The 13487-nt window shown below is 60.6% G+C and carries 9 protein-coding genes; 5 read left to right on the forward strand and 4 right to left on the reverse strand.

Annotated elements, in window-relative coordinates; translation table 11 throughout:
* The first annotated feature begins 134 nt into the window (after positions 1-134).
* From AC1DXO_RS14545 to AC1DXO_RS14560, 4 genes are read left to right on the forward strand one after another with little or no spacing between them, the layout of a single operon-like run.
* The gene (locus AC1DXO_RS14545; RefSeq protein ID WP_476978888.1) at positions 135-1658 is read left to right on the forward strand and encodes an MFS transporter; all 1524 of its coding nucleotides are present in this window, start codon (positions 135-137) and stop codon (positions 1656-1658) included.
* Positions 1651-2790: a Gfo/Idh/MocA family protein gene (locus tag AC1DXO_RS14550; protein WP_476978889.1), complete on the forward strand. Its 1140-nt coding sequence runs from the start codon at positions 1651-1653 to the stop codon at positions 2788-2790. The genes AC1DXO_RS14545 and AC1DXO_RS14550 overlap by 8 nt, the downstream gene beginning before the upstream one ends.
* On the forward strand, positions 2787-3854 hold the full coding sequence (locus AC1DXO_RS14555; protein ID WP_476978890.1) for a sugar phosphate isomerase/epimerase family protein: 1068 nt from the start codon (positions 2787-2789) through the stop codon (positions 3852-3854). Before AC1DXO_RS14550 ends, AC1DXO_RS14555 begins: the two co-directional genes overlap by 4 nt.
* Entirely contained in the window at positions 3851-5971 is a 2121-nt protein-coding gene (locus tag AC1DXO_RS14560; protein WP_476978891.1) for an outer membrane protein assembly factor BamB family protein, read from the forward strand. Before AC1DXO_RS14555 ends, AC1DXO_RS14560 begins: the two co-directional genes overlap by 4 nt.
* 85 nt (positions 5972-6056) lie before the next feature.
* On the opposite strand, the gene AC1DXO_RS14565 is transcribed toward AC1DXO_RS14560, so the two are convergent.
* Positions 6057-6485: a hypothetical protein gene (locus tag AC1DXO_RS14565; protein ID WP_476978892.1), complete on the reverse strand. Its 429-nt coding sequence runs from the start codon at positions 6483-6485 to the stop codon at positions 6057-6059.
* A 480-nt stretch (positions 6486-6965) separates the two neighbouring features.
* On the opposite strand from AC1DXO_RS14565, the gene AC1DXO_RS14570 reads away from it, so the two are divergent.
* On the forward strand, positions 6966-9893 hold the full coding sequence (locus AC1DXO_RS14570) for a TonB-dependent receptor plug domain-containing protein (RefSeq protein ID WP_476978893.1): 2928 nt from the start codon (positions 6966-6968) through the stop codon (positions 9891-9893).
* Positions 9894-10343: 450 nt separating this feature from the next.
* Here the strand turns inward: AC1DXO_RS14570 and AC1DXO_RS14575 are convergent, their stop codons facing one another.
* The 3 genes from AC1DXO_RS14575 to AC1DXO_RS14585 all read right to left on the reverse strand — a co-directional run bounded on the left by AC1DXO_RS14575 (position 10344) and on the right by AC1DXO_RS14585 (position 13273).
* The gene (locus AC1DXO_RS14575) at positions 10344-10937 is read right to left on the reverse strand and encodes a hypothetical protein (RefSeq protein WP_476978894.1); all 594 of its coding nucleotides are present in this window, start codon (positions 10935-10937) and stop codon (positions 10344-10346) included.
* A gap of 139 nt (positions 10938-11076) precedes the next feature.
* Positions 11077-12072, reverse strand: a complete 996-nt coding sequence (locus AC1DXO_RS14580) for a tetratricopeptide repeat protein (protein WP_476978895.1) — start codon at positions 12070-12072, stop codon at positions 11077-11079.
* Between the two features lies 1 nt (position 12073).
* Positions 12074-13273: a tetratricopeptide repeat protein gene (locus AC1DXO_RS14585; RefSeq protein ID WP_476978896.1), complete on the reverse strand. Its 1200-nt coding sequence runs from the start codon at positions 13271-13273 to the stop codon at positions 12074-12076.
* Between the last annotated feature and the right edge of the window lie 214 nt (positions 13274-13487).

Genomic DNA, 13487 nt, shown 5'->3' on the forward strand with positions numbered 1-13487 from the left:
GAGAATACCGGAATGGGGCCTGCCGGTGTAAGTACGCGCGCGCCTCTACCGCGATTTCCATTTGTAATCGATTACACTTTATGCTTTCCTCCCACCCATAACCGCGCCAAGCGGAGGCTCCTCGGGAGGGAACCATGACAACCGATACCAAGGGCAATGGTGCCGTGTTCGCCACGTGCTTTGCCGCCATAACTGCCACATCCTTCTGTTTTATCCTGCGCGCACTGGTTATCGACAATTGGGGCGTTGATTTCGGCCTCAGCGAAACGCAAAAGGGCGAGCTCCTGGGCGTCGGCCTGTGGCCTTTCGCCATCTCGATCGTCCTCATTTCACTAATCATCGACCGAATCGGTTTCCGCCTGACCCTGTGGTTCGCTGCGGCATGCCATCTGGTCGGCATGGGACTGCTATTCACCGCTCACGGTTACTGGTCGCTCTATGCCGGCACTTTCATCATGGCCCTGGGCAATGGCGCGGTCGAGGCCGCTGCCAATCCTTTGATCGCCACCGTCTACAATCACGATAAGCCGAAATGGCTCAACCGCCTGCACGCCGGCTGGCCGGGCGGCATGATCCTGGGCGGCTTGTTGGCCATGGGTCTCGATCACTTCGTCACCGGCGCTGACTGGCGAATAAAGATTGCCCTGATGCTGGCGCCCGTCCTTGTCTACACCGTCCTGCTGGTCGGCCGCAAATTCCCGGTCAGCGAACGCGTCGCCCACGGCATCTCCTATCGCACCATGTTGGGTGAAGCCGGCTTTATCTCGGCTTTCCTGCTGGCCGCCCTGATCATGCTCGAAATCGGCCGCGTCTTCTCTCTCAATCCCATCTTCACCTTCGGCGGCATGGCCGTCCTGACGCTGATCTATGCCTTTTTCGCCCGCTCGCCGGGCCGTCCGCTCTATATCCTGCTGGTCCTGATCATGATGCCGCTGGCCGTCACCGAACTGGCCACCGACAGCTGGATCTCGTCCCTGATGACGCCGGAAATGAACAAGCTCGGTCTCGCCGCCGGCTGGGTGCTGATCTACACCTCGCTGATCGTCTTCGTCATCCGCATCTTCGCCGGCACCCTGATCGAAAAATTCAAGCCGCTGGGCGTCCTGGCCATGGCCTCGGCCATTGCCGCCCTGGGCATCTTCATGATGTCGGGCGCCACCGGTGGCATGATCCTGGCTGCCGCCACGCTGTATGGCATCGGCAAGAGCTTCTTTTGGGGCACATCGATGGCGGTTGCCTCGGAGCAATTTCCCAAGGGCGGCGCGGTTGCCATCAACATGCTGGGTGGCGCAGGCATGCTGGCCGCCGGCATTGTTGGTTCGGTCCTTCTGGGCGCGGCCCAGGACCATTCGACCAAGGAAGGCCTGGCTGCCTGGGACAGCGCCCATAACGGCGCCCTGACCCAGACCTATCTCACCCAGGACAAGGTCAGCATCTTCGGCCACTATAAAGCGCTCGACGAAGCGGCAGTAGCCGCGGCGCCTGACGCCGACAAGGCCGTCTTTGCCGACCTGGCCACCGCCAGCAAGAAAGATGCGCTGAAAGAAATGGCCCTGCTGCCGCTCGGCACATTGCTGGTCTATCTTGGCCTGATCGCCTGGTTCCGTACGCGCGGCGGCTACAAGCCTGTTGTCCTTGGCGAAAGCGAAAATGCCTGATTTGACACCCAGAAAGCTGCGCATGGGTCTGGCCGGCGGCGGGCCGGGATCGTTCATCGGTCCCGTGCACGTCATGGCTGCCCAGCTCGATGGCCGCATAGCCCTGACGGGTGGCGTGTTCAGCCGCAATGCCGGCAAGTCGGCGGAGGCTGCCGCCGCCTACGGGGTCACCGCCTGGCCGTCGATTGACGCCATGCTGTCGTCCGGTGCTGTCGACTTCATATGCGTCGCCACGCCCAATGACAGCCACTATGCCATCGCCAGGGTGGCGCTGAACGCCGGCATCCACGTCATGAGCGACAAGCCGGCGACCCTGACCCTGGCCGAGGCTCACGCTCTCTACGCTGATGTCAAGGCGTCGCGCGCCCATTACGGCCTGACCCATACCTATACCGGCTATCCATTGATCCGCGACGCCCGCGCCATTGTCGCCGCCGGCCGCCTGGGCGCAATTCGCAAGGTCGTGGTCGAATACAGCCAGGGTTGGCTCACCCAGCCCTTGCACAACAAGCAGGCCGACTGGCGTACCGATCCGTCGAAATCGGGCCTCGGCGGTTGTTCCGGCGATATCGGCACCCACGCCTTCCAACTGGCCGAATTTGTTACCGGCCTGCGCACGACCGAGCTGTTCGGCGATCTCGCCGCCGTGGTCCCCGGGCGCCGGCTCGACGACGACTGTAACCTTTTGCTGCGCTACGCCAATGGCGCGCGCGGCGTATTGATAGCCTCCCAGATCGCCGCCGGAGACCGCAACGGTCTGCGTTTGCGTGTGTATGGCGAGAACGGTGGGCTGGACTGGCGTCAGGAAAACCCCAACACCCTGACGCTCAACTGGCATGACGGACTGACCGAGGTCCGTCATGCCGGCTCTTCCTATCTGGCCGCCGGAGCGCAAAGTGCGACGCGCCTGCCCGCCGGTCACCCGGAAGGCTATATCGAGGCCTTCGCCAATCTCTACCGCGATTTCGCACTCCAGATCGAAGGTGGGCAGATATCGACTGCCGCGCCATCCCTGGTGCCTGGCATTGTCGATGCCGTGCGCGGCATGGCCTTTGTCGCCGTCGCCGTGCAATCCAGCGCCGAAAAGCGTTGGCTCACCCTGAACGATTTCCTCCCGAAAGATTTGACATGACCAAACCGCGCACGCTCAAGGGGCCAGCCATCTTCCTCGCGCAGTTCCTCGGTGACGCGGCGCCGTTCAACCGACTCGAATCCATGGCGCAGTGGGCGGCCGCCCTCGGCTATAAGGGTTTGCAGGTTCCGACCTCGACACCGCATATTTTCGACCTCGAAAAGGCCGCCGAGTCGCAGACCTATTGCGATGACATCAAGGGCATGCTGGCCCAATACGGTCTCGAAGTCACCGAACTGTCGACCCATCTGCAGGGCCAGCTGGTCGCCGTCCATCCTGCCTATGACGCCCTGTTTGACGGCTTTGCGCCCATCGCCCTGCACGGCAAGCCGGTCGAGCGCCAGGCCTGGGCAGTCGAGCAACTGAAACTGGCCGCGAAGGCTTCTCAGCGCCTGGGCCTGAAGGCCCACGCCACCTTTTCCGGCGCCCTGGCTTGGCCCTATTTTTATCCGTGGCCGCAGCGCCCGGCCGGTCTGGTCGAAGAGGCCTTTGCCGAACTTGGCCGGCGCTGGCGCCCCATCCTCAACGCCTTCGACGCCGCCGGTGTCGACTGCTGCTACGAAATCCATCCCGGCGAGGACCTGCACGACGGCGCGACCTTCGAGCGCTTCCTGGCCGAGGTCGGCGGTCATCAGCGCGCCAATATCCTGTTTGACCCCAGTCACTTCGTGCTGCAGCAGCTCGACTATCTCAGCTACATCGACATCTATCATGACCGTATCAAGATGTTCCACGTCAAGGATGCCGAGTTCAACCCCAATGGCCGTTCCGGCGTCTATGGCGGCTATCAGAGCTGGCTCGACCGTCCCGGCCGCTTCCGCAGCCTGGGCGACGGCCAGGTCGACTTCAAGGGCATCTTCTCGAAACTGGCGCAATACGGCTACGAGGGCTGGGCGGTGCTGGAATGGGAGTGCTGCCTGAAGCACCCGGAAGACGGCGCCCGCGAAGGGGCGACCTTTATCCGCGACCATATCATTCACGTGACGGACAAGGCTTTCGATGATTTCGCCGGCAGCCGGCGCGCGGCCGATTTCAACCTGCGCGTCCTCGGCTTGAAGTCGTGAAACGGCTTGCGTCCCTTTTGGTCCTGGCCCTCGCCGCCGGCCTGCTTAGCTGCCAGTCGGCCCAGATCGACGTGACTAGCCTCGACGCCACGTCCGGCACCTCTTCTTCCGACTGGCCGGTCTATAATGGTAACGCCAACGGGACGCACTATTCGACGCTCGACCAGATCACGACCGGTAATGTCGCCGGGCTAAAGGTTGCCTGGCGCTTCGACTCCGGCGATGCCTTCGACGGTTCGGAGATGGAAGGCAACCCACTGATCGTCCACGGCCGGCTCTATTTCATCTCGCCCAAGGGCCGCCTGTTCTGCCTCGACGCTGCCACCGGCAAGCAGGCTTGGGTCTTCGACCCGGCCCATGGTGACGTGGTCAATACCAAGCAGCGCCTGCGCGGCGTGTCCTACTGGAGCGATGGCAAGAACGAACGCATCCTGTTCACCTTCAAGGGCCACCTGATCGCCGTCGACGCCAAATCCGGCAAGATGTTCAAATCCTTCGGCGACAACGGCTCGGTCGACCTGCGCCAGGGGCTGGACCGCGATCCCGAGTCGATCTCCGTCGGCGTGGTCTCGCCCGGTATCGTCTACAAGGACCTGGTCATCCTGGGCAGCACCGGTAATACGCCGGGCCATGTCCGCGCCTACGACGTCAAGACCGGCAAGCAACGCTGGATTTTCCATACCATCCCGCATCCCGGCGAATTCGGCTACGACACCTGGCCGAAGGACGCCTGGAAGACCGCCATGGGCGCCAATGCCTGGTCGGGGGTGACGCTCGATCCGGAACGCGGCATCGTCTACCTGCCGCTCGGCTCGGCCGGCATGGGCGACAAGGATTTCTATGGCGCCGACCGTCCGGGCGACAATCTGTTCGGCACCTCGATCGTAGCAGTCGAGGCAGCAACGGGCAGGCGTCTGTGGCATTTCCAGCTGGTCCGCCACGACCTGTGGGATCGTGACCCGCCGACCCCGCCGACCCTGGTGACCGTGCGCAGATTCGGCCAGGACATCCCCGCCCTGGCCCAAATCACCAAGTCCGGCGTCGTCTTCGTTCTCAACCGCGTGACGGGTGAGCCTCTCTATCCGCTGAAGGAAGTGCCGGGGATCGCCACCGGTATGCCCGGTGAGACCACGGCGCCCACCCAGCACCTGCCGGCCGCGCCTGAGCCCTTCGCACGTCCGCACTTCAACGAAGACATGATCACCAACCGCACCCCTGCTGCCCATGCAGCTGTAGCGGCGCAATACGCCAAGGTCAGCAATCGCGGCCCGTTCGATCCGCCGTCGTTGCAGGGTACCATCCTGTTCCCCGGCATGGACGGCGGCGGCGAATATGGCGGTGCAGCCTGGGACCCCGACACCGGTGTGCTCTATATCAACGCCAATGAAATGGCGTGGACCATGAAGCTGAAGCCCCGCCCCAAGGCGACCGGCACGGACGGAGCTGCGGTCTATGCCAATGCTTGCGCTTCCTGTCATGGTGACGACCGCAAGGGCAGCCCGCCGGAATTCCCTTCGCTTTTCGGCGTCGCCAAACGCCTGACTCCGGCACAGATGACGAAACAGATTCACGACGGCGGAGGCCGCATGCCGGCGTTTGGCGCAGCCCTCAATGACGCTGAAATCTCGTCCGTCGTCGCCTATATATCCGATGACGGCGCCAAACAGGCTCCGGCCTATCCGTCGACGGCGAATGACGACTATGTCTTCGACGGCTATCACCGTTTCCTCGATCCGGACGGCTATCCGGCCGTCACCCCGCCCTGGGGCACGCTCAACGCGCTGAACCTGAATACCGGTCAGTATGAATGGCGTATTCCGCTGGGCAGCTATCCCGAACTCAACGACCCGACAACCGGCAGCGAGAACTATGGCGGATCGGTCGTGACCCGGGGCGGATTGCTGTTCATCGCGGCCAGCATCTTCGACAACCAGTTCCGCGCCTTCGACAAAAAGACCGGAAAACTGCTGTGGCAGACGACCTTGCCGGCGTCGGGCATTGCCACGCCGGCGACCTACGCTGTGTCGGGCAAGCAGTATGTCGTTATCCAGGCCGGCGGCGGCAAGAACCCGAAGGTCAAGCCGAGCGGCGAAATCATCGCCTATGCCCTGCCGTAGTTCGCGCGTAAATAAACATGGCGCGCAATACGCAAAAGCCCCGCATCTTCCGATGCGAGGCCGCTTTATCTCTTGAAACTATCGCTTATCGCGTCAGTTCGGCGACTCGCTTGGCGCCATTATGGGTCGCCTGCCTGGCCTTTTCCACCACGCGACGGCGGCTGTCGTTCAACTTGTCGAAGTCGATATTTCTGTAGGTCGAGCGCAGATGTTTGAAATCGACTTCGGATAATCCCAACTGGTCGCGCAGCTTTTCCAGGCGCGTCTGCGGTTTCTTCTGCTGACCGCGCCAGTAGGCATAGCCCACGGACACCACGGCAACGGCCGCGGCACTGTAGCCGGCAACGGCCCACCAGTTCACCTTGCGCGCCACCTTTTCGGCTTCCTGGGTGACAATGTCGGCGGTATCGCTGAGCGTGTCTTCCAGACCGTCAATGGCGGTTTCGCGGGCATCGTCTCGCGCCGTCTGAAGCGGCTTGTTCGGTGCGGTTGTGATCTTATCCAGGCTATCCATGTTCAAACTCCGTCGCGTTCAATTGACCCAAGATTGCAGCGGAGAATAACCATAAGTACGTAAGAAAGATCGCCGTTATGGGGCGGATCAGTGTCAAGAATCGATAAGGGGCGCGCTCGATCCGCGTGGCCACCGCAATTAAAATCTGCCGGCTTTGTTGAACTCGGAACGGGTTGCGCATTTCCGGTGTCGACCTGCATGCCTGATTTAAGCGAGTTGCCGCGTGACAAATTTGCTGCATCGAATCATGTCTGACATAATGTCACGCAATCGCATTTGACACGCCAACTGCTTTTTGCTTACAAGCGAAATGTTGGCATGAACGCGTCGAGCAATGTTAGCGCTGTCATTGCGATTTTGCCGTGATTGCGGCGGGAAGGTGGCTGCGCCTGCCTGCTGCGTCGAAATGTAATCTGGCTGCTATGTCAGCGCTGTCATGACCAAAAATGGTCGGACATAATGTACCAAAGGGAAAGAAACATGAGACATATCAAGCGAAATCTGATCGTGACATCCTGCTCTGTATTGGCGCTGAGCGCCTTTGCAGGCATGGTCTGTGCTGCGGAACCGGCCCCACAGGCCACGGAGGACAAGGCCGACGATACGACGGTGGTCGTCGTGACGGCCTCGCGTCTTACGTCGCGTGGCTTCAAGGCTCCCACGCCGACAACTTCGATCGGCACCCTAGACATCGCCAATAATGCCGAGCCGAACATTTTCACCACCATCACGCAATTGCCATCGCTTCAGGGGTCGAGCGGTGTGGCCACCAACACGTTCAGCACGTCCAGCGGCCAGCAAGGGCTTAGCTCTTTTGCTTTGCGTGGCCTGGGTGTCAGCCGCACGCTGACCTTGCTGGATGGCCAGCGCGTCGTGCCGTCCAACATCGGCACCGGCGCTCCGGACGTCAGCCTGTTCCCGCAATTGCTGATCAAGCGCGTTGATGTCGTGAACGGTGGCGCGTCGGCTTCCTGGGGTTCGGATGCCGTTGGCGGTGTGGTCAACTTCATCACCGACAAGCATTTCGAGGGCATCAAGGGCAATTTCGAGATCGGTGAGACGACCTATGGGGATGACAAGCAGGGCTTGATTCAGTTGGCCCTGGGCAAGTCCTTCCTGAATGACCGCCTCCATACCGCTGTGGCCCTGGAATATCATCGCGAAGATGGCGTTCCGGCGGGCGATTTTGGCGAGAGGGCCGCAAATGGTCGTGACTGGTACCGCAGCTCGACCCTGGTCAATAGTGGCGTCACCACCGGTGGAGCCCCGCAATTTACCTATGTCGATCATGCGCAATCCTACACCTATTCCAAGTACGGCCTGATTACGTCGGGGCCGCTGCAGGGGATTGCCTTCGATCAAAACGGCAACCCGTATAATTTCGTGTACGGCTCGAATGGCGTACCGGCGAAGAATGCCGCGGGCAATGTTACGGGCTGCTATGTCGGCTTCTGCGTCGGTGGCGACACGTCGGCCAATGTCGGCGTCGGCGCGACGCTTCAGTCGTCGATCACGCGTTCGAACTTCTACAACCGCACATCCTTTGATCTGGATGCGGACAACGAAATCTACGTGACGGTCAACTACGCCAAGGTCGACACCAGCAACCAGCCAAATCCAGGTTTCACGGAACCCGGTTTGACGATACAGTGTTCGAACCCCTATGTTCCCGCATCGATCTCGGCCCAATGCGGTCCTAACAACATCACCAGCTTCAAGCTGGGCACGGTCACGCCGTTCCTGACGAGCATCAAGGTCAATACCGAGCGCACCCAGAAGCGGTTTGTCCTCGGCGCGGACGGCAAGTTCGGTATGTTCGGCACCGACTGGCATTACGACGCCTATTACCAGCACGGTGAGGAAAATTCGGATATCGCCGTCCACAACCTCTTGCTGAAAGCCCGCTTCACAGCCGCGATCAATGCCACGATGCTGGGCGGGGCTATCGTCTGCGCCGATCCGGTGGCGCGCGCCAATGGCTGCCAGCCGATCAATGTCATCGGCAATCAAACCCCCAGTGCATCGGCCATCGCCTATCTTCAGCCCGCGGTCGGCGCCTTCCAGCACACCATTCAGACTCAGGACGTCGCCAGCGTCAGCTTCTCGGGCGAACCCTTCTCGCTTTGGGCGGGCCCTGTCTCGGTGGCAGCCGGTGCGGAATACCGCCGCGAACATTATCGCGCGGTCGCCGATCCCTACGGCAATGGTACGACCAGCCCGTATACAGCGGACTACCCCGCTGATCCGCTGCTCAGCACCGGTGGCGGCAACTTCTACGCCGGCAACTACCGCAACGGTACCGGCAGTTTCAACGTGGCTGAAGCCTTCCTCGAATTCAACGTGCCCCTGATCAACTCCGATGAACTTGGCCAGTTGAACCTGAACACGGCAGGTCGTGCCACCAACTACAGCACCGCCGGCGACGTCACTACGTGGAAGGTCGGCTTGACCTGGGATACGCCTTTGAGCGGCATCCGCCTTCGTACCGTCAAGTCGCGGGACGTGCGGGCGCCGAACCTGAACGACCTGTTTGGTCCGACCGTGTCGACGAACCTGCCTAACTTCACCAACCCGTTCACAAATTCGACCCTGACCGTATCGCAAAACGCCGGTTCGAACCCGGGCCTCAAGCCGGAATTCGCCGAAAACTTCAGCTTCGGTATCGTATTGGCGAACCCGACCTGGGCGCCCGGCTTTAACGCTTCGATCGATTACTATGATATCAAGTTGACCGACGCGATCGCCAGCGGCCCGAATGCTACTCAGCTGGTGCAATACTGCTTCGATGGTACGGTGCCCGGGGCGTGTTCTTCCTTTGATCTGACCGGCCCGAACCCTTACGTCAATGTGGGCAGCATCAACGCCGCCTCCATCAAGACCAGTGGCGTTGACTACGAACTGAGCTATCAAAGGGCCAAGCCGTTTGGTCTGGCGGGTAATCTCGTGTTGCGGGCCCTGGCCACCAATGTCCGTGATTTCACCACCATTCCCGGTCTGCCGGGTACGATCGCGCAGCATACGGCCGGACAGAATTCTGGGGCAACGCCGGATTGGAAAGCGCTGTTCGTCCAGAGCTACTCGACCAGCACCTACAGCCTGACGCTTCAGGAACGCTGGTTCAGCGATGGCGTCATCGGCAATCAGTATGTGGTCTGCAGTAGCGGTTGCCCGGTGTCGACGTCCAACAATCCGACCCTTAATAACAACAGCATGCCTGGGGCGACCTATGTCGATTTTGCTGGCTCCTACAATGTCAGCAAAGGCGTCGTGGCCTATTTCAAGATCGACAATCTGTTGGACGAAGCACCAACTCCGTCGCCCCAAACCAATACGGGTCTCGACGTAAATCCGGCCCTCTACGACACCCTGGGCCGTTTCTACCACGCTGGCGTGCGGTTCGCGTTCTAGAGCCAGTCTAATAAGCGGATCCGTGCGTCGTCCCCTGGGACGTACGGATCCGCTAAACTTCGCCTGACGCCGAACGATGCAAGCGGTCGAAGCGGTTTTTCAGGTACCATGTTTCCGGATGGCTGTGTTGCTTCCTGCCGCGGCCGTCCGGAAACATGATTTTTTTGCAGCGTTAAATGGACGTGGAAGCAGAAAAAAATCTAAGCAAAACAATGTGCAATATGCAAATCGCAACGGACAACCCACAAAACTCCACCGGGCCTGGACAACAAACAAGTAACCGACGGATCGGTTGATTTTCAGGTCAGCAAGGAGTTGACCGCCGAAGCGGTGGTTGAAAATTGAACACCCGAAGGTGCCATTTCGTTTGTGCCTCGACTCGTCTCCACTTCCACGCCCCGGCCGGCAGGTGCGTCGCCGAAGCTCCGCCTCTCGCCGCACCGAGCCTGTTCAGACCAGCTTGAAGCGGGTCAGAAGCTCTTCGGCGAACGCCGACACCGGAACCTTGGCGGAGGTGTTCAGTGCCAGCAGTTCATCCGCAATCTGTGTCTTGCGCCGTCGTATCGCCAGAAGGTCATCCTTCAGAGGCGCCACGGTTTCGACCGTCGCGACCTTGACCGCAAGCTCTTCGGACAGACCGTAACGCTGTTCGCCGATCGCCAGGCGCTGCCGCACGGACTCCAGCTTGGCAGCGGCGATCGGCGCCGTGACCGCGCTGTTGAAAGCGGCATCACTAATCGGTTCAGCCACGGAGGCGATCAGCTTTTCCTTGGCGTCCAGCGCGGCTTTCTCAGTCAGCAGGGCTGAGATGCCAGAACTTGAATTGGCGATACCGATCGCGGCGCGCAGCTCGAAGCCTGCTCGGGTGAGATCACCGGCATCCCTAAGGTTGTTCAGCAATATCGCTGTCGCATCTTTTACCAGATCCTCAGGTGTGACCTGATCATAGACGGAGATCTGGACCGTCCGGCTCAGCGGCAGCTTGCGGGCAGCATCCAGCAACGACTTGGACAAGGTGCTGGCTTTGCGAAGCGTAAGTTCCATCAATCCCCCTGGGTTGGTGCGCGCTATCCCGCGGCCGATTCTGTCTGGTGATGACCAATCTGCCAGAGCTGCTCGCGTTTGCAAATCTTTCGTTCAAATCGCGGATAATATGAGACAGAGGTCAGGCCAGTAACCGCGCCTATTGAAGTATTGGCTTCCATGCCTTGGCCTGGGCCTTGGCATCTGCAATCTGCTTCGCCGTTATTTTCGTGGAAAGATAAGAGATCATCTTGCCGGACATGTCCCGCTTATTCGCGTCCGTGGCATGTGCCGCTGCAATGTTGGCCCAAATGTACGCCTTGACATAGTCTCTGGGGACCCCTTTACCCTGCATATAGGCCAGCCCCATATCGAACTGGGCAAGGAACAGGCCCTGATCTGCGGCCTTTTGAAACCAGAAGGCCGCTTTCGTATCGTTCTTGGCGACTCCCCTACCTTCCATATAGGCCTCGCCCAGGCACATCTGCGCCGGCACAACGCCCTGATCGGCCGCCTTCTGGCACCAGTATGCGGTCTTGGCGTAATCCTGAGGGACACCTTCCCCAATTGCGTACGCACGAGCCAGACTGTATTCGGCGTTGGGATGGCCCTGGTCTGCCGCCTTTCGCAGCCAACTGGTGGCAGCATCGACATCATGCGGCACACCTTTGCCCGAAAGGTACAGCCGGGCCAGGCCGAATTGTGCCGGACTGTAACCGTGCTCGGCCGACTTGCGGTACCAACTGGCGGCCGTCGCACTATCCTGCCGCACGCCCTCGCCGTCTTCGTACATCTGTGCAAGTATGTGTTGCGCTGAAGCAAAACCTTGCTCGGCGGCCTTGCCATACCAAGTGGCCGCGGTCACTGAATCTTTTGGCATGCCGATGCCGTCGCCGTAAATCATGCCCAGATTGAACTGGACACAGGCGATACCGGCGTCGCCGAGTGGCATCCAAAGCGACAGTGCGCCTTTGGTGTCACCGCTTTTGACCGCCATGAGGCCGGCGTCGAACTCAGCCTGCCGTTCTGCACCGACCCGGCAGATTCCGCCACCAATTGTATGGCCGTCAATAGCTTCACCGTCCGCCCAGGCCGGCCCGACCGGACCCAACGCCAGACACATCATGCCCAAAATCGCCAACGCCCTGACACGCATATCAATTCCCTTGATTTTCAGCCAAAACCGGCTTCCAGGCCTTTGCACGCTTCTGCGCAGTGGCGACCTGTGCTGGCGTCATGGCCTGGGCCAGCCGTTTCATAGCCGCCGTCGCCGCCGTCCGCACCTTGTCTGTCGTGGCTCTTCCGGCGGCCAGACTTATCCACTGATAGGCCGAAACTAGATCCCTGGTCACGCCCTGCCCGTTGTCGTATCCGACCCCTACATTGAACATGGCCATGGCGTTACCCTGGTCAGCGGCCTTTCGGTACCAAGCGGCCGCCTTTGTCTTGTCTTGCGCAACTCCCAGCCCCTGTTCGTATAGAACGCCGAGATCATATTGCGCCCGAACAAAGCCTTGGTCGGCCGACTTTCGGTACCAGGCCGCTGTGGTGCCGTAGTCCCTTGCCACACCGTGGCCGAAAAAATAACGCTGGCCCATCCTGTACTGCGCCATGGCCAGACCTTGGTCGGCCGCCTTGCCGTACCACACCCACGCAGCGGCCTCATCTCGAACGACGCCTTCACCGTACTCGCACATCAGGGCCAAGTTGAACTGGGCCTGGGCCAGCCCCTGCTCCGCCGCTTGTCGATACCAGCCCGCCGCAATACCATAGTCCTGCGGCACACCGTGACCGTTCGCATACATCAAGGCGAGATTATACTGGGACTTCGCAAAGCCGCCCTCGGCTGCTTTTCGAAACCAGGCTACAGCCGGCGCGTAGTCCGGCGTGACCCCTTGGCCATCCCTGTAATGCACGCCAAGATTATATTCCGCCTGCACCAGACCCTGGTCGGCCGCCTTCAGATACCAGTCGATGGCAGAATCATAGTCCTGAGCTAAACCCCGCCCGTTATCGTACATCACCGCCAGATTGTACTGGCACAGCGCCAGTCCCTGTCCTGCCGCTTTTCGATACCAGTCTGCAGCCACGACGTCATCGTTCGCAACGCCCGTGCCTCTGGCGTATAGCACACCCATGTCGCACTGCGCGACGGCGTCACCTTGTTCGGCCAAAGGTTGCCACAGCGTGATCGCATCCGCATAATTTCCGGCATTATAGGCAGCCAGCCCTGCATTGACCTTCGGTTCGCCGCCGGACAGCATCTCAAGAACGGACGACGTCTCCGCCCGCACCGGCCCACCTGCGCCCAACGCCAGCCCCATCAGACCCAGCGCCACCCGTAACCTGATACGCATCATACCCCCAGACCGGGACGTGCGCTCACCGGTCGTTAGCCCGTTATCGCCCCGGACACTATATAACCCGACATTCGCGCCTCTGGCCAGACATGACCGACGCCTTTACAGTATGCAGCGCATGCAGCCGGATAGAAAACGCGGCCAGGGTCACTTTGACTCGTGATCGCTGGCCTTTCCCCATTGCTCCATGGCCTGCTACCGCGTTAACTGC

The organism is Asticcacaulis sp. P2_C5 (assembly GCF_056404555.1).